Below are 16,368 nucleotides of genomic sequence, written 5' to 3' on the forward strand. Positions count from 1 at the left end.
ATTACACTTAAAAAAATTATTTAATCATTATTTTTTCTGAAATACTTCGATTTCCATCAGATATTGTTACAAAATAAATTCCTGATGTTATTCCTTCTAAAGAAATTTTGTTATCGGTTACTACTCCTGATTTTATTATGCTGCCTTGCATGTTGGTCAACGTAAAATTACTGTCACGATCATCTTTCAAACTAATTTGAACATAAGTTGTAGCTGGATTAGGGTAGACTCTAGCCAAAAACACTTTATCTTCCTGTTCTAATTTTCCGTCAATTTTTATTGATGACGCTCCTTTTGCTCCTGTTGTTGATCCTATATTCACAGTATAATCTTCTACTTCTCCATATCCAAAAGTCTCGCAAGATGTTGGCGCTCCATTCCACTTCATAGCAACTCGCATTCTGGTATTTCCAGACGTTGCTGTTGATGGTACATCAAAATTATATGATAGATTACCAGTATCTGATGTCGATCCACTTACTACTTTTTCAGCTCCTTCAAAAGTTCCGTTTTTATTAAAATCAATCCACACTCCCCAATGTTCTGTGTAAGATGCACTTGCAAATCCAACACTTAATACAATAGTATTAGCCCCATAGCTTAGATTTGCTATTTGAGAAATAAAATCACCATAACCAGCATTAGCTAATGTGGTGTTAGAGATTCCTCCTATTCCTACATAATCAATATACTCATATTTTACAGTATTCCCTTTTGACAGGCAGTAAGAAATCACCGTATCCAGAGTGGTTACTGCAACAGAATTACTTAATACAGAAGTATTTCCGACAGCATCAAATGCAGATATCTTAAATGTATAATTCGTTCCTGTGGTTAAGCCAGACACATTATAAGTGCTTCCGGTAGTAGTTGTGAGTACTGTTCCATTTTGGTAAATCGTATATCCAGTAACCCCAATATTATCGGTAGAAGCTGTCCAGGAAAGTTGTGTGCTATTTTTTGTAATATTAGAAGCCATTACATTACCAGGAATCGTTGGTGCTTCAGTATCTGAACCTGTATTACCTCCTCCACTGAATGTATGCTTTCCCAGGCCATCAAAGGTATTACGAGGATATGAATTCCACTCAGATGTAGTATACGTTGAAGATGGTGATGACACTTCAGTTTTTCTTTGTAGAGTAGCATCCTTAGCAAAATTTGACGATCCTCCATTAAAAGTCCCTACTATATCTATTAAAACTCCATTTTTAAATAGCCCTACAGGATCATTACCATTAAAACTTAATTCTGAAGCCCCTGAAACCAAATCTGCTTCATTTTTAATAGTATTCGAAGCAGAACTATTAGCTGCTACATAAACATCGTTATTTGCTAAAACACCTGAAAGACTCAATCCTCCGGACCATGATCCAGAACCATTAGTTTGTCTTTTGATTACATATTCAGAAAGGTTAACCGATACTCCTGTGAAATTTGCAATTTCTAAAGCTTTATTATTCGAAGACCCTTCTATATATTCAGAAAAAAATAATGCTGTAGCATTACCGCCGGGTGAAGTGTTTTGAGTAGTGACACTAATCGTAGTACTTGCGGTAGATCTATTGCCTGCTGCATCTTTTGCCTTTACATAAAATGAATACGTAGTGTTGGCCGTTAATCCAGAAACAATATAATTTGTTGTCGTTGTAGCGCTTAAAAATGTTCCATTCCTAAATACATCATATCCTGTTACCTCGACATTATCTGTAGATGCTCCCCAAGATAAGTTTGTAGAGATTTGAGTAGTATTTGCAGCAATCAGATTTGCAGGAATACTTGGAGCAACAGTATCACTACCTCCTGTATTCCCAAATCTATCTTCGGCTTGAGGTCCGCCCCAAATTTGTGTAGCAAATGCAGGATTATCAATAAATGGATTTCTGTTACCCTGTATATTTTCAAGAATTGGATTACGTTGTAATTCTAATGGTGAGACAGGGTCCTCGGCATTCCACTCTAAAAATAACTGCAACATATTATTATCACTTGAAGCTGCTACTCCTACTCCAACATTTTTTGGTAAACAACGATTATTATAACGTATATACATATACATCATCATTCGAGCTACATCTCCTTTCCATTCATCACCAGGATACCAATGTCCTTGAGAAGTAGATCCTGAATTACCCGATCCATCAGCAAATTTTCTATTTCCTCTGGATGAATTACGCTGTACATCTGCTGGTCGCAAGTGATGAGCATCTGCTCCTGGACCAGATGTTCCAAGGTTAGGATTACCCAATGATTTCGGATACACATGCTCTCTGTTCCAATCCGTAGAACCTCCCCCATTGTTATTGACTCCTCTTGTCCTGTCTGTATTAGAATTTCCATCAGTATCACTATACCCATAAATTAAAATAACCTTTGAAGGATCAGAAGGTTCTAAATCTGTCTGCTTTAATGCATTCCAAACTCCAGGAGTATAACTAAGAAATGTAGTGTGCGTATTGGTCACTTTATCAACCAGTTCATTTTTTAATGCCGTTCCAGATAAAGTAAGATTTACATCACTATAATATGATGGTATTTGACTATATCCTATAACAGGTATAGCCAATAATAAGAGAAATAACTTTTTCATAATATTGTAAGTTAGTTTATTAAGTATGATTTAATGATTTTCGAATCTAAAGTTATTTTATTAAACCTACTATAGTAAAACGTTATCAAATCGTTACATAGTATGTTGACAATCTACTATTTACTCATAAAAAACATTCAATTCACTATAATTCAACCAATTGCCAATCCTAACGAGTGTTAATAAGTTATTTCTTACAAAAAAATCAATGTAAATTCCTTCAAAAAACAAGAAAAACGTGAATATGATTTTCATACGTATTACCAATACTATTTTGAAATCTTAAGGTTTTTAGTACTAAAATTATTCTTTGACGATTTAATTTAAAGTTATGAAACAGGATGAATCCCTTACATATTTAGAGGTTTTAATGTAATTGATTTACAGTATTTTAAATTAAATTTAAGCATAACTTAAATATAATATACGATGAAAAAAATCTTAGATGTAACAGGAGTTCAAAAATTAAGTAAAGATCAACAACAGAATATTAAAGGAGCATGGGGACGTGCAACTTGTTGCCCAAGTGGGAGAGGGTGCCTTATTAGCTTTGGAAATCAAAGTTTTTGTGAACCTGGTCGTTGTGATCGTTGGGGACGTTGTATCTTTTACTAAGAATACTTATAACCATATAAAAGACAGACTTTCGAGTTTGTCTTTTTTGGTCATTAACAGTTCTAATCCTACAATACTTTTTTACAAACTTGAATTATTAACTTTTTTAAATATTTCGTATCATGAAAAATATCATAAATCTAACAGGAGTCCAAAAACTATCCAAAAAAGAACAACAAGACATCAAAGGTTCTTGGGGTCGCAGAGTTTATTGTAAAGGTCCGAGACAATGTTGTTTTCGTCTTGCTAACGGATCAGAATTTTGCGATTATGGATATTGCCAATCTAATGGAAGTTGCATGTGGGCATAGCTTCACAAAAATGTAATATTATTTAACACTTTAAAAAACTGACTCACAACATTTTAAAGTATATTTAAATACTAACTTAAATATATATACAATGAAAAGTATTTTAGAATTAACAGGAGTTCAAAAATTAAGTAAAGATCAACAACAACAAATTAAAGGAACATGGGGACGTGCCACCTGTTGTGGACCAAAAAAGTGTCGTGTTCCTGGAACAAGTTTTTGTGATTATGGATATTGCCGATCTAACGGAAGTTGTATGTGGGCATAACTAAAAAACAATAATATTACTGTAAAATTGTAATCAAAGGATGTGCCTAAAAAGCCATCCTTTTTTTAATAATAATGAAATTGCTCCATATATTTTTACCCGTTGATTAAAAAATCCATATGTCAGTATTCAAAAAATTTATAAATCAGTATACCACGACATATATGAAACATTGTTTAAATATCATGAAGTTGATGAGGTAAAAATCTTAATTGAAAATAAAGGAAAAAATACTTGTTATTATAGCTACAAAAAAGTAACAACTTAAAACTAGGTTAGAAATTCATTAAGTATAAAATCTTATCTTTAACTTATGTAAACCATGCATCATAACAAACATTTATGAAAAAAAGAACGCACATAATATTTCTGGCTATTTTTTTAACTTTTTTGTCTTGCGCTAAAAATAAAAAAGACGAAAAAAATGAGTTTCCTAAGAATGAAATTTCTAAAACTTGGAATAATTTCTTGAACGCATTAGACTCGAATAGAAAAAAGGATTTTAAAGAGTTATCTGGTAAAAAAATACGTTGTTATTTATGTTTGGAAAATACATTGGCTGAACAAAAAGAGATAGAAGTTCTGAAAAACAATGATTCTTTGTGGTATGACAAAATTTACGATGAATTGATTTACATTCCAATTGATAGTTTTCTGAAAAAGGATTTTGATTTGATTTTTAATCCTGAATTTGTGAACGCTCTAAAAGAAAAAAAAACCATATTTCATAAAAGAATTATAGATGGAATCGAATATTATGAAGTTTTAGTGACGACAACAGAACCTACTTTAGACCACGAAGGGGGGCAACATAATTTTCAATTTAAAAAAATTAATGGAAAATGGAAACTTAATGGAATAGAAACAATACCTTAAAAATCATCTAAAACAACGTGTCCTAGGCAAGGCTCTTTCACTAAACCATTACGCCTACAAAATATGCATCGTAATTGTTCTCGTTCAATATCCGGAACATAAATCTCTGAAAAAAAAGAAGATACAAAAGTGGTTGGCTAAAAAATATACTGACTTAGAAACAGTAAATTAAAACGGATTTATAATTCTCTGGATTACATTCATAAAAAAAAGAAATACAAACCTTCTGGTTTAGCATCTTAATATATCAAAAAACTTATCTAAGGAAGAGTATAAATTACAATAACGCTTGTTAACATCATAAATAAAAAGCGTGGTTCGAGCATAAATAATAAAAAAGTAAGAAACACTATAGAATAAAACACAACTGCCCTTGAGGTTTGCAACATTTGCTATATTGTCTGTTGTAACACTAAAAAAATTCTGGCAATAATTTTTTAAATTCCTTTTGTCCCAAAGGTGTAAGAAATGGGTATAGCATGCTTAAGAGTGTATTTACTTGATTGTCTAGATGGTTTGAGTTAAATTTATCAAAGTATAGCCTCGTAGAATATAACCATGTATTCCCATAACTAATCATTCTTTCTGCCAAAAAACGATATTCCAATTCAAAAGATGGGTCTCTCATCAAATTTTGTTTTTTCATTTTTTCAAATAGTAAAAAACAACCTGTGATTCTGTTTTTATATACTTCTTGAAAATGTTTTTTCACCTTTTCACTTACAGTTAAGAGGTAATATAAATCTGTCCAGAAAAACTTATAATCAATCATTCTCTTCATGCTTTGTTCAATATCGCTCCTAATTTGAATTATTGACACTTCAATATTTTTTAGATTCTTTATTCTTTCATCAAATTCTGTAACCATTTCAAAATATAAAGCCTCAAAAATATCCTCTCGCTTTTTATAATGGTAATTTAAATTTCCTGAACTCATATCTAGTTTTAAGGCAATCATTCTTATAGTCACTTGACTGTAGCCTTTTTCATTAAACAAAGTTCTGGCGACCTCTAAGATCAATTTCTTTTTTTTATTCATTAGTAAACTTGTCCTAAAAAAATATTATTAGTAAACTTGTCCTAAAATTACAAAATGAAATCATTATACAACTCAGAATTCGGAAAAAATGAAATACTAAATCTTTATAATGAGAAATTAGATGGTTTAGAAATAGAATTTGAAGACAAGGTTATTGATACCAATTTTGGAAAAACTAATATTATTATAGTTGGTGATTCAACAAAACCACCGTTACTTTTAGTTCATGGGTCTAACGGTTGCGCTCCCATTGCTTTAGAAACCTACCCTACTCTTTATAAAGATTTTCAGGTATTTGCTATAGATGTACTGGCGCAGCCTAATAAAAGCGCAGAAACTAGGTTAAGTATGAAAGATAATAGTTATGGTTTATGGATAAACAACCTTATAAGCCAACTAGAATTAAAAAATGTAACTATGGTTGGTTTCTCATTCGGTGGTCTAATAATTCTCAAAACTTTGATTGAAAATCAAAACAATATAAAAGAAGTGATCTTATCTGCACCTGCTTTTATTGTTAATGGAAATCCTATTATTGCTTTATTCAAAGTATTTATTCCTATGAAACGATATATAAAAACCAAAAACACAAAATATCTAGAAAAATTCTTGGATGTTCTTTTTTCTGAAAAAGATGAATTTGCTCTTAGATACTTATCAAAAGTATTTCTATATTTTAATATGGACTTCACTCCTATTCCAATAATAAAAAAGGAAGAAGCACAATTGATAAAAACTCCAATTACCATAATTGCTGCAAAAAGAGATATTATGTTTCCTGGTAAAAAAATGATTAAACGGGCAAACAATATTTTTCCTTCTTTAAAAAATACTGTTTTACTAGAAAATTCGAAACACGTCCTAAACAGAATTGATAATACGAAAATTGAAAAATTGATAATGAAAAAATAATATATTACAATAAAGTGGAAAATAATAGAGTTTTTAGTGCTTGACTCAAAAAACCTCTAAATTTAAAATTTCGGAGACTATTTTTAAGAAAAATTGTAGATTTAAAAAAGAAGTCGTCTTACATAATAATTTCGAAACACTCACATATGCCAATAGACAATATACCTGAATTATACATAAATAACCCAAAACTTAAACCAGAGCTTTTTGTATATGATTTTAAAATGACCGAAGATATCATTAAAACCAAGGTAAATTTAAATATGCACATGTTTAGTTTTTTACAAACCGGTAAGAAGCAAGTGCATTTTGCAGAGACTTCTGTTTTAGTCGATAATAAACAATCATTGCTCATAAAAAAAGGGAATTGTTTGTGGAGTGAATTACTAGACAAAGAAGAGATTTATTATTGTAAGCTCTTTTTCTTTTCAGAACAGCGATTAAAAGAATTTTTAAGCAAGCATATCAAACATAAGGAACAACCCAAAGAAACGCCTTCATTTTTTGCCATTGAAAATGATTCATATTTAACATCATACCTCAACTCATTATCAACAATTGCAACAGTACCTTCAGCACTTATTGATAATTTATTATCAGTGAAATTTGAAGAATTGTTAGTGTATTTAATTCATAAGTACAAGACTGTTTTCGAAAACTACTTAATGTCTTTAATAGCGCAAGAAGAAGTATCATCTTTCAAAAAAAGCGTTGAACAAAATATCCATTCTACACTTTCATTAGAAGAAATTGCCTTTTTATGCAATATGAGTCTTTCTACCTTTAAACGCCATTTTATAAAAGAGTACAAGGTATCACCAGGGAAATGGTTACGTGACAAACGGCTATTAAAAGCCAAAGAACTATTAGAAGATGGTACATTAAAATCATCAGATATTTATTTAGATTTAGGATATAGCAACCTATCTAATTTCAGTAGCGCTTTCAAAACCAAATTTGGAATGAGTCCTTCAGAGGTAAGATAAGTACACTTTATTTAAAAAAATTAAGAAATGACCTTTTTTCACAACTAATTGAACTTTTCTCGTAAACGTTTAATTCCTTTCTATCGTATTTTTACAGTGCAATTATAAATAACAACAAAAAAATATATTATGAATATTACACTAGAACAAGCAGAAAAAATTATTACAGAATCAAAATCAAAATCAGTTGCATTAGATACTAAGATGAACATTGCAATTGTAGATGCAGGAGCAAATTTGGTAGCCTTTGCTCGTATGGACGGTGCTTGGTTAGGATCTTTGGACATCTCTATCAAAAAAGCAAAAACAGCGCGTTTCTTTGATATGAATACTGGTGTTATTGGAGAATTATCGCAACCAGGAGGTTCATTATTTAACATCGAGCATTCAAATAACGGATTAATCACTTTCCCTGGAGGAGTGCCGATAAAAGATAAAGAAGGTAATGTAATTGGTGCAGTAGGTGTAAGTGGAAGTTCTGTAGAGAATGACCATGCAGTTGCTGAAGCTGGTGCAAATGCAATCTAATAGTTAAAATATGATATCAAAAGGGTAGCTTTATGTTACCCTTTTTTTTATGAAATCAAAACTCATATAATGAAAAAACACATCGCAGAATGTACCGGAACATTCGCATTAGTTTTTTGTGGAACTGGTGCGATAATTGTAAACTAGGTAGGTCATGGTAGTTTAGAATAGTTAGATAAGTAACAACATACCTTATGTAAATTCTACTCTCTATCTTTACGTTAAAAATGAAGAGATATTTAGGAGAGGCCATTAAATCTAACGCATCAAATAGATAATAAGCAGTATTAATTTTCAAACTTCATTTGTATACGTCAATACCAATAAATAAATTTGAATCAACAGTATAAATTAAAGAAATGAATACATATGTTGCTTTTCTACGAGGAATTAATGTGAGTGGTCACCACAAGGTTCCCATGGCCGAACTTCGTAAAGAAATGGAAAAACTGAATTTCGAAAAAGTGACTACGATTCTTAATTCGGGAAATATAATATTTGAAACAACAAAAGATGATGTAAAAAGTCTTGAAAAAATGATTTCTGATCATTTAGAAAAAACCTTTGGCTTTCCTATTCCAACTATTATAAGAAAATCTGAAATGATGTATCATTTATTGGATTGCGATCCATTCAGAGACATACTAATAACAAAAGATATTCGATTATATGTTTCCTTTTTACATGAAGATGTTGAAACCGATTTACAATTACCATGGACAAGTGATAATAACGCTTTCAAAATTATCGATAAGATCGATAAAACTATAGTAAGTGTTTTAGACCTTTCTATAACCAAGACCCCAAAAGGAATGGAAGTCCTAGAGCGATATTTTGGTAAGCATATCACAACTCGTAACTGGAATACCATCAAACGAATAGAAAAGAAACTTGAAGTCAACTCATAAATCATGAATTAAAGCAAAAGAAATCTGAATGTAATTTTTAACCATTTAAAACTAAATTCATATGAAACATAAAGGCTATATCGAGATTGATCAATCTTTAGATAAAGTGGCAGAGCTGTTTGCGAACCCTGATAATCTTAAGGAATATCAAGATGGGTTTATTAAAAAAGAATTGATTAGTGGAGAAAAGGGTAAAGTTGGTGCTATTTCTAAAATGTTTTACAAACATGGAAAACATGATATGGAATTGATTGAAACAATAACCAAAAATGAACTACCATATTCATTTGAAGCTAGTTATCACCATAAACACATGGACAATACTATGAAGTGTAATTTCATTTCATTAGGTGAAAGAAAAACAAAATATGAATTCGAATACGAGTACACTCGCATAAACTGGATTATGCCAAAGTTGATGGCAATTTTATTTCCGAGTATGTATCGAAAACCAGCAGAAAAATGGCTCAGCCAATTTAAAGAATTTGCTGAACGACAATAATACTGTAGTTTTCTTCTCTATACTACTTTTATGCTAATAATTTGAATGATTGTTTAGCAATCTCTAATTCTTCATTAGTAGGAATAACTAATATTTTTACTTTTGAAGAAGCTAAACTTATATCTCTTATTTCTTTAGATCGAATACTGTTCTTTTCTTCATCTAATTGAATACCAAAAAATTCTTGATCTTTACACACCAAGTCTCTAATCTTATCAGAGTTCTCCCCTATTCCAGCAGTAAATACAATAGCATCCAAACCGTTCATAATCGAAGCATATGCTCCGATAAATTTTTTGATACGATATGCATTCATTTGCAGCGCTAACTGGCAGTCTTTATTTCCTTTTTCCGCTTCAGATTCAATATCTCGTAAATCGCTATACCCTGTTAATCCCAACATTCCACTTTCTTTTTGTAAGAGATCATTCACTTCTTTTAGTGAATATCCTAAGGAATTAACCATATAAAAGATCACTGCAGGATCAATATCTCCAGACCGAGTTCCCATAATTAGGCCATTCATAGGTGCAAATCCTAAAGTATGATCAATACTTTTACCATCCTTAACAGCAGTCATACTACATCCATTTCCTAAGTGGATTGTAATAATTCTGGATTTTTCTTTTCCTAAAAATTCTGTAGCTTTTTCTGAAACGTATTTATGACTGGTACCGTGAAAACCATATACTCTGATATTATGCTCATCCAAAAATTTATTCGGAATAGCATATTTATGAGCTTCTACAGGAATGGTTTGATGAAAAGCTGTATCAAATACGGCTACTTGTTGTGCGTCAGAAAAAATTTCTTCGGCAACCAAAATTCCTTCCAAATTTGCAGGATTATGTAATGGTGCTAACGCAGAAAGTTTTTTGATTTTTTGTTTTACTTCTTCTGTTATTTCAACTGTTTCTGCAAACGTACTTCCTCCATGAACCACTCTATGACCAACACTATGAATTTCTGATGCCGATCGAATCACTCCTACTTCATCATCCATCAAATAACTGGCAATTAATTGCAAACCATCTTTATGAGTATTCACACTCACCGTTTTTTCAATTTTGTTTACCTCAGATGCATAGGAGATTTTAGCATTTTCTAGGCCTATCCGTTCTACTAGACCTGAACAAATCACTTTTGCATCGGGCATAGTAAATAATTGAAATTTTATAGATGAACTTCCAGAGTTTAGTACAAGTATTTGCATATTTTTTTTAGAGTTTAGAGTATAAAATCAGGCATTTCTTCACTTTGTTTTATAATCCCTGAGCCTGAATTGCCGTTATAATTACAGTATTGTATACATCATCAACAGTACATCCTCTACTTAAATCATTTACAGGTTTATTCAACCCTTGTAACATTGGGCCAATGGCTAATGCTCCTGTTTCTCGTTGAATAGCTTTATAGGTATTATTTCCCGTATTTAAATCAGGAAATATCAAAACACTTGCTTGACCCGCTACTTCAGAATTTGGTAACTTACTTTGTCCCACTTCTAAATCTACTGCTGCATCATATTGTATAGGCCCTTCAATTTTTAGATCAGGGTGTTTTTCTTTTACAATAGCAGTTGCTTCCCTAACAATTTCTACATCTTCTCCTTTACCAGAGGTTCCTGATGAATATGATAACATTGCTACTTTTGGTTCAATCCCAAACGCTGCTGCAGATTCTGAAGAAGAAATTGCTATTTCTGCCAATTGTTCTGCATTAGGATTCGGATTAATTGCGCAATCACCAAAAACTGATACTCGATCTTCTAAGCACATAAAAAATACAGAAGAAACAACTTTTACTCCTGGTTTGGTCTTTATAAATTGTAAAGCTGGTCTAATTGTATGTTGTGTTGTATGCACCGCTCCCGAAACCATTCCGTCTGCGTGACCTTTATATATCATCATTGTACCAAAATAGGACACATCTGCCATCATATCTTTAGCCATATCCAGGTTAACATTTTTGTGCTTTCTTAACTCATAAAATGTTTGTACATAATCGTCATAATAAGGGGATTCTGTGGGTAAAACAATCTGTATTTTATCAAAATCTATTTGAATATCCAGCTTTGTGGCTTTGTTCTTTATTTTCTTTTCACTTCCGATTAAAGTAATATCTACAACTCCTGAAGCTAACAGTCTGGAGGTAGCTCTTAATATTCTTTCATCTGATCCTTCTGGAAGAACAATATGCTTTTTATGTTTTAGAGCACGCTTTAATAAATTATATTGAAACATTCGTGGGGTTAACCCTTCTGACTTAAATGTTATCAGTTTATCTGCTAATTGATCTTCATTAACATATTTTTCGAATATGCTAATTGAGGTGTTTATCTTTTGTAAATTATCTAGATAAATTTTGGATTTAATTGCTCCTATTTCATTGGTAATAGCAAATGTACCACTAGGCACTGATATAATAGGGAAAGACAAAGAGACACCTTCTATTAATTTTAGTATTGGTGGTTCGGGAATAATTCCTCCGGTAAGTATAATTCCAGAAATTTTCGGATAATTATTAGAAATATTTGCTTGCAATACCCCTAAAATAATATCTGCACGATCTCCCGGAGTAATTACAAGACTGTTATCCTTAAGATGAGTAAGATAGTTGCGTAATTGCATTGCTCCCACTCCAAAGTTCCCAGCCTGGTTATTAAGATATTCTTTCCCAAACAATACATTTCCTTCCAATTTATTTACAATCTCTTTGATCGTAGGATTAATTAGAGAATTGACTTTTGGAATAATAATACGGTCGACAGTATTTCCAAAGTTTTTTTCAAAACTACTTTCTAATTGTTTTTCACAACTTTGGGTAACCTTATTTGCTACCATAGCCAAAACTTCTACATCTTTACTATTAAAAGTATCATATGCCAGTTTTAAATTACTAACAATTTCATCATTTTGCTTATCAATTCCACTTGCAACAATAACAGCTGGGATACCCAGGTTTTTAGCAATAATGACATTAATATCAAACTCAATGATATTACCTTCATCAGAAAAATCAGTACCTTCTACTAGTATAAAATCGAATCTTTCTTCAAGGTTTTTGTACTTCCTTATAATCTCATCTATAATCTCTCCTGATTTACCCTGATTGTATTTTTGAAGCACTTCACTTCTTGTATACGCATAGGCTTTTTTGAAGTTAATATCTAGCTCAAAATGCGATATTACAGTATTGATATGGTTATCAACTTCTCCTTCTTTAGGGTCGTCAATAATTGGTCTAAAATACCCTACTCTGGCTACTTTACCCAGAAGCATACGCATCATACCTAAAACAACAATAGATTTACCACTATTAGGTTCTATAGTAGCAATATAAACGGCTTTACTCATGTATAACAATTTGGTTAGTGCAAAGATACGCTAATACCGTAATTTAACATAAGATCAATGTATAATAAAACTTCTTTCTATCATAGTCATACAATATTAACAATTCAATTTCCATTTCAGCAAAAAAGGTTTAGAATTACGCTAAACCTTTTATCATATCATATAACTTTTTGACATCTTAATTCATGTCTTTTTTGTTTTTAAATTCTTTATACCATAAATGATATAATATATTCTACTGCTAATTTGATCAATACAATCATTATAAATGTCATAATTTATAAGCTAAACCAGCTTGAAACACTGAATTTTTAAATGATGTAGTACTCACTTTAGTGATATCAACTAACCCCAGATTATATCTAATTCCAACTTCTAAATTATCAGTTAGTGAGTATCCTATACCCAAAGCTACTCCGTAATCGATTTTCTTAAAATTACTCTTTACAAAACCTGCTCCTTTACCACTTAACAAATATCCTACATGAGGTCCTGCTTCAAGGTTTAATTTTTTAATTGGATAGAATTTGATCATTGCCGGTAATACATTGATATAATTTAATTTAATTTTACCAGAACTAATCTTTGATTTTGCTCCTTGGGCAGAATAAAGTATTTCGGATCTAATTGCCAATTTTTCGGATAACCTATATTGAGAAAAGACTCCTCCCATTATCCCTATTTTAAAATTAGAAGATGCATTCCTAAATTCGGTTAGATTAGCCCCAGCTTTAATTCCGAATTCTATCCCTTTTTGTTTTTCCTGTGCACTTATAGTTATTATCCCCAATAACACTGTGCATAACATTAATCTAATTGTTTTCTTCATTTTGATTTATTTGTTTGTTTAAATTGAATACATTACTGTTCTGAAATCAGTTTTCAGATTAAAAATTAACTCCAAGTTCGAGCTCAAATCCAAAGTTTCTGGTATATACCTTAGAAGTTTGTATTTGCTGAAACACACCAGCTCCAATGACGATACCATAATCTTTCCATGGGATAATTTTCAACCCTTGTCTCGAACTTATTCCGATAAGGAAATTGTGTTGTTTTTTGTTGTTTGTTTTTTTTGCGATTTCAAGCCCTAAAGGCACTTCTAAACTTATATTGGCATATATTCCTGGCATTATTTTTAAATACCCGTCAAAACCACCTCCAATACTAAAGGCATCTACAGATGTGTAGTTTTTATTAAGTAGTGAACTTCGTTTTATACTGTATCTGTCATAAGATATTACAAAAGGTATGATGAATTTTTTATCACTATCTGCAAATCCTATATAACTTATCTTCCACCCTTCCTTATGCTTGCTGTATATTTTTTTATATATCAACATGTTAAACCATTTCCCTAATCGTTCTGGATGTTTGGATTTAGATTTCTCATAAAAAATATCTTCTACGTTTGTTTGTATACCTCTTGATGTAGATTCTGGTCTGTTCCTTTTTTTATAATGATTCATAAAACTTAGGGTACAATATTCTAATGCAGCTCTGATTCTTTTTTCATAGGTTTCAAATATTTTTGATTCATCAGATATAGAAAAAGTTTCTTCTTCATAATGCCGTACAGCATGAAGTTCTTTCAGTTTATCATTTTCTTTTTCATAAAATACCAAGTCTATATACACCCTGGTCGTTATATGACTTACACTACTCTGAGATTGTTGAATTTCTAAATTCTCAACTTTTATATATATTGGTTTTGTATCCTTAGTATGCAAAAAAGAAGTTTTCATAAAATCCAGAATAGCCCTTGGTGCATTTGGGTGTAACTGAAAAATGACTTTTTCTCCAAGTCTATTAGTCCCTAGTCCCAAATTTTTTTCTTTTCTGACATCAAAAACCTGTTCTATATGTATCGATAAATTTTCTGTATGAAAAGGAATTGTTTTTAAGGCTATGCTTTCCTGAGACAATACTATAGAAGACAAGAAAAACATTGATACACTCCAGATATGTTTCATTATAAATTTGATTTATAACAAATTTCTACCTCCCTAATCTCCTTAATATCAAAACACAACGCTAAAACCTCAGGTGTTAAAGTACGGATGTATGCCTTTACCTTTTCTCTTTTATCATCAGTCATCATTATATAGTTTCCATTGGTATTTAACATCCAAACACCACTCTCCTTTTTTCCTTCAGACATAGAGATAAAGGTCATATCCTTTTTAAAAAGGATATAGTCATTTTTTTCTTTTTTGGATGGTGGGTATTTCTCAACTCCAATCTTATAAGTATCCAAATACCATTTTTTTATAAGATCATCCTTATCTACGGTTTGTGCATTGACATTATAAACCGAAAAAGTGAATAGTACTACTACAAAAATTGTTATTCTTATTTTGTTGTTCATGTCTTACTTTTTAATTTTAATCAAAATTAGTAAGCATGAATAGTATGTCGTTTGTCCTGTTAAGACAAAAAAACATGACCACTATATGGGTTTAAAATTCTTGTTTTATTGCATGAGTAACATCCCTAATTGTCCTAAAAAGACAACTTTAAAACTACTATTTCGTAGTACCTTTCCTATAAAATGATAAAACATGGAAAATCCAACGCAACTGGAACGTTATAAAAAACTGATTCTCTTTATAGAAGAAAAATTTAAAAATGAGATCAGTAAAAAAGATATCGAAGACATATCGTTTTATTCTTATCGAAATATAAACAGAATATTTCTTGCACTACATCACGAGACTATAGGTCAATATATAAAAAGAATAAAATTAGAAAAGGCTGCAGAGTATCTAAAATTTTCATCTGAGAATATCTCTGATATCGCATATGAAATTGGATATAGTGACATTGCTGCTTTTAGTAAAGCCTTTAAAAAACAGTTTAATTGTTCTCCTTCCTCTTTTCGAAATTCGAACAAAATTAAACAACACATTACCCAAAAAGCCATTTTCTCATTAGAAAACACTCAGGAGCAAGTTCTTAATTATGAGCTTGAAGAAATTCCTGATTTTGATATTTTATATCTAACCTATCAAGGATCTTATGAAAATATTAGTGGTATAGAAAAAACCTGGAAACAATTAATTTCATACGCATCAAAACACGATCTATTAAAGGAAGAAACAATTATATTAGGAGAAATATTAGATGATGATGAAATCACAGACACTTTACATTGTCGGTATAATGCTGGGATTGTTTTAGAAAAGGAAATAGATTTTCCTTTAAAAGGGTTATTTAAAACGAAACACATAGCTCAACAAAAATATGCCAAATTTATACATAAAGGTAGTCATGAGAGCACTTCAGATACTTACAATTTAATCTATGGGTACTGGATAACCGAAGTACAATTAGAGTTTGAAGACAAACCTACTTTAGAGTTTTATCTTAATGATGAAGCTGATACCCCAGAAAAGGAACTCCTTACCGAGATTTATATTCCTGTAAAGCACTAATTGTCTGTATTGAACAACAAGGCTTTTAATCTACTCATCGATATTT

General features: G+C 31.1%; 17 protein-coding genes. 10 read left to right on the plus strand and 7 right to left on the minus strand.

Annotation, left to right across the window (positions count from 1 at the left end; translation table 11 throughout):
* Positions 1-16: 16 nt before the first annotated feature.
* The gene (locus ATE84_RS18115) at positions 17-2,590 is read right to left on the minus strand and encodes an endonuclease (protein WP_101449302.1); all 2,574 of its coding nucleotides are present in this window, start codon (positions 2,588-2,590) and stop codon (positions 17-19) included.
* Between the two features lie 429 nt (positions 2,591-3,019).
* Between ATE84_RS18115 and ATE84_RS18120 the strand changes: the two genes are divergently transcribed.
* The 4 genes from ATE84_RS18120 (at position 3,020) to ATE84_RS18130 (ending at position 4,660) form a co-directional block, all read left to right on the plus strand.
* The gene (locus ATE84_RS18120; protein WP_101449303.1) at positions 3,020-3,205 is read left to right on the plus strand and encodes a hypothetical protein; all 186 of its coding nucleotides are present in this window, start codon (positions 3,020-3,022) and stop codon (positions 3,203-3,205) included.
* Positions 3,206-3,327: 122 nt separating this feature from the next.
* A complete protein-coding gene (locus ATE84_RS18125) occupies positions 3,328-3,516 on the plus strand; it encodes a hypothetical protein (RefSeq protein ID WP_101449304.1) in 189 nt (62 codons plus the stop codon).
* Positions 3,517-3,607: 91 nt separating this feature from the next.
* The gene (locus ATE84_RS26295) at positions 3,608-3,784 is read left to right on the plus strand and encodes a hypothetical protein (protein ID WP_158237290.1); all 177 of its coding nucleotides are present in this window, start codon (positions 3,608-3,610) and stop codon (positions 3,782-3,784) included.
* A gap of 342 nt (positions 3,785-4,126) precedes the next feature.
* Positions 4,127-4,660 (plus strand): hypothetical protein, encoded by a 534-nt coding sequence (locus tag ATE84_RS18130; RefSeq protein ID WP_101449305.1) that lies wholly within the window; start codon positions 4,127-4,129, stop codon positions 4,658-4,660.
* Between the two features lie 412 nt (positions 4,661-5,072).
* Here ATE84_RS18130 and ATE84_RS18135 read toward each other — a convergent pair whose 3' ends face one another.
* The gene (locus tag ATE84_RS18135; protein ID WP_101449306.1) at positions 5,073-5,699 is read right to left on the minus strand and encodes a TetR/AcrR family transcriptional regulator; all 627 of its coding nucleotides are present in this window, start codon (positions 5,697-5,699) and stop codon (positions 5,073-5,075) included.
* Positions 5,700-5,753: 54 nt separating this feature from the next.
* On the opposite strand from ATE84_RS18135, the gene ATE84_RS18140 reads away from it, so the two are divergent.
* The 5 genes from ATE84_RS18140 to ATE84_RS18165 all read left to right on the plus strand — a co-directional run bounded on the left by ATE84_RS18140 (position 5,754) and on the right by ATE84_RS18165 (position 9,535).
* Complete coding sequence (locus ATE84_RS18140) at positions 5,754-6,611, plus strand: alpha/beta fold hydrolase (RefSeq protein WP_101449307.1); 858 nt, start codon at positions 5,754-5,756, stop codon at positions 6,609-6,611.
* A gap of 146 nt (positions 6,612-6,757) precedes the next feature.
* Positions 6,758-7,597, plus strand: a complete 840-nt coding sequence (locus ATE84_RS18145; protein WP_101449308.1) for an AraC family transcriptional regulator — start codon at positions 6,758-6,760, stop codon at positions 7,595-7,597.
* Positions 7,598-7,726: 129 nt separating this feature from the next.
* Positions 7,727-8,125, plus strand: coding sequence for a heme-binding protein (locus ATE84_RS18150; protein WP_101449309.1), 399 nt, complete (start codon positions 7,727-7,729; stop codon positions 8,123-8,125).
* Positions 8,126-8,484: 359 nt separating this feature from the next.
* Complete coding sequence (locus tag ATE84_RS18160) at positions 8,485-9,033, plus strand: DUF1697 domain-containing protein (protein WP_101449310.1); 549 nt, start codon at positions 8,485-8,487, stop codon at positions 9,031-9,033.
* A 61-nt stretch (positions 9,034-9,094) separates the two neighbouring features.
* Positions 9,095-9,535, plus strand: a complete 441-nt coding sequence (locus ATE84_RS18165) for an SRPBCC family protein (protein WP_101449311.1) — start codon at positions 9,095-9,097, stop codon at positions 9,533-9,535.
* 28 nt (positions 9,536-9,563) lie between these two features.
* Here ATE84_RS18165 and ATE84_RS18170 read toward each other — a convergent pair whose 3' ends face one another.
* From ATE84_RS18170 to ATE84_RS18190, 5 genes are all read right to left on the minus strand, one after another.
* Positions 9,564-10,748 carry an acetate/propionate family kinase gene (locus tag ATE84_RS18170; RefSeq protein WP_101449312.1) on the minus strand — a complete coding sequence of 395 codons (1,185 nt, stop codon included), beginning with the start codon at positions 10,746-10,748 and terminating at the stop codon, positions 9,564-9,566.
* 49 nt (positions 10,749-10,797) lie between these two features.
* The gene (gene pta / locus ATE84_RS18175; RefSeq protein WP_101449313.1) at positions 10,798-12,891 is read right to left on the minus strand and encodes a phosphate acetyltransferase; all 2,094 of its coding nucleotides are present in this window, start codon (positions 12,889-12,891) and stop codon (positions 10,798-10,800) included.
* Positions 12,892-13,162: 271 nt separating this feature from the next.
* A complete protein-coding gene (locus ATE84_RS18180; RefSeq protein WP_101449314.1) occupies positions 13,163-13,720 on the minus strand; it encodes a porin family protein in 558 nt (185 codons plus the stop codon).
* A 58-nt stretch (positions 13,721-13,778) separates the two neighbouring features.
* A complete protein-coding gene (locus ATE84_RS18185) occupies positions 13,779-14,861 on the minus strand; it encodes a hypothetical protein (protein WP_101449315.1) in 1,083 nt (360 codons plus the stop codon).
* The gene (locus ATE84_RS18190) at positions 14,861-15,256 is read right to left on the minus strand and encodes a lipocalin family protein (protein ID WP_101449316.1); all 396 of its coding nucleotides are present in this window, start codon (positions 15,254-15,256) and stop codon (positions 14,861-14,863) included. The genes ATE84_RS18185 and ATE84_RS18190 overlap by 1 nt, the downstream gene beginning before the upstream one ends.
* Positions 15,257-15,449: 193 nt before the next feature.
* Between ATE84_RS18190 and ATE84_RS18195 the strand changes: the two genes are divergently transcribed.
* Positions 15,450-16,322, plus strand: a complete 873-nt coding sequence (locus tag ATE84_RS18195; protein WP_101449317.1) for a GyrI-like domain-containing protein — start codon at positions 15,450-15,452, stop codon at positions 16,320-16,322.
* Positions 16,323-16,368 lie beyond the last annotated feature (46 nt).

This window comes from Aquimarina sp. MAR_2010_214, assembly GCF_002846555.1.
Taxonomy (GTDB): Bacteria; Bacteroidota; Bacteroidia; order Flavobacteriales; family Flavobacteriaceae; genus Aquimarina.

Bases quoted from the DNA above. Each gene is read 5' to 3' on its own strand.
- ATE84_RS18115 (WP_101449302.1), bottom strand. From the start codon at position 2,590: ATGAAAAAGTTATTTCTCTTATTATTGGCTATACCTGTTATAGGATAT.
- ATE84_RS18120 (WP_101449303.1), top strand. From the start codon at position 3,020: ATGAAAAAAATCTTAGATGTAACAGGAGTTCAAAAATTAAGTAAAGAT.
- ATE84_RS18125 (WP_101449304.1), top strand. From the start codon at position 3,328: ATGAAAAATATCATAAATCTAACAGGAGTCCAAAAACTATCCAAAAAA.
- ATE84_RS26295 (WP_158237290.1), top strand. From the start codon at position 3,608: ATGAAAAGTATTTTAGAATTAACAGGAGTTCAAAAATTAAGTAAAGAT.
- ATE84_RS18130 (WP_101449305.1), top strand. From the start codon at position 4,127: ATGAAAAAAAGAACGCACATAATATTTCTGGCTATTTTTTTAACTTTT.
- ATE84_RS18135 (WP_101449306.1), bottom strand. From the start codon at position 5,699: ATGAATAAAAAAAAGAAATTGATCTTAGAGGTCGCCAGAACTTTGTTT.
- ATE84_RS18140 (WP_101449307.1), top strand. From the start codon at position 5,754: ATGAAATCATTATACAACTCAGAATTCGGAAAAAATGAAATACTAAAT.
- ATE84_RS18145 (WP_101449308.1), top strand. From the start codon at position 6,758: ATGCCAATAGACAATATACCTGAATTATACATAAATAACCCAAAACTT.
- ATE84_RS18150 (WP_101449309.1), top strand. From the start codon at position 7,727: ATGAATATTACACTAGAACAAGCAGAAAAAATTATTACAGAATCAAAA.
- ATE84_RS18160 (WP_101449310.1), top strand. From the start codon at position 8,485: ATGAATACATATGTTGCTTTTCTACGAGGAATTAATGTGAGTGGTCAC.
- ATE84_RS18165 (WP_101449311.1), top strand. From the start codon at position 9,095: ATGAAACATAAAGGCTATATCGAGATTGATCAATCTTTAGATAAAGTG.
- ATE84_RS18170 (WP_101449312.1), bottom strand. From the start codon at position 10,748: ATGCAAATACTTGTACTAAACTCTGGAAGTTCATCTATAAAATTTCAA.
- pta (WP_101449313.1), bottom strand. From the start codon at position 12,891: ATGAGTAAAGCCGTTTATATTGCTACTATAGAACCTAATAGTGGTAAA.
- ATE84_RS18180 (WP_101449314.1), bottom strand. From the start codon at position 13,720: ATGAAGAAAACAATTAGATTAATGTTATGCACAGTGTTATTGGGGATA.
- ATE84_RS18185 (WP_101449315.1), bottom strand. From the start codon at position 14,861: ATGAAACATATCTGGAGTGTATCAATGTTTTTCTTGTCTTCTATAGTA.
- ATE84_RS18190 (WP_101449316.1), bottom strand. From the start codon at position 15,256: ATGAACAACAAAATAAGAATAACAATTTTTGTAGTAGTACTATTCACT.
- ATE84_RS18195 (WP_101449317.1), top strand. From the start codon at position 15,450: ATGGAAAATCCAACGCAACTGGAACGTTATAAAAAACTGATTCTCTTT.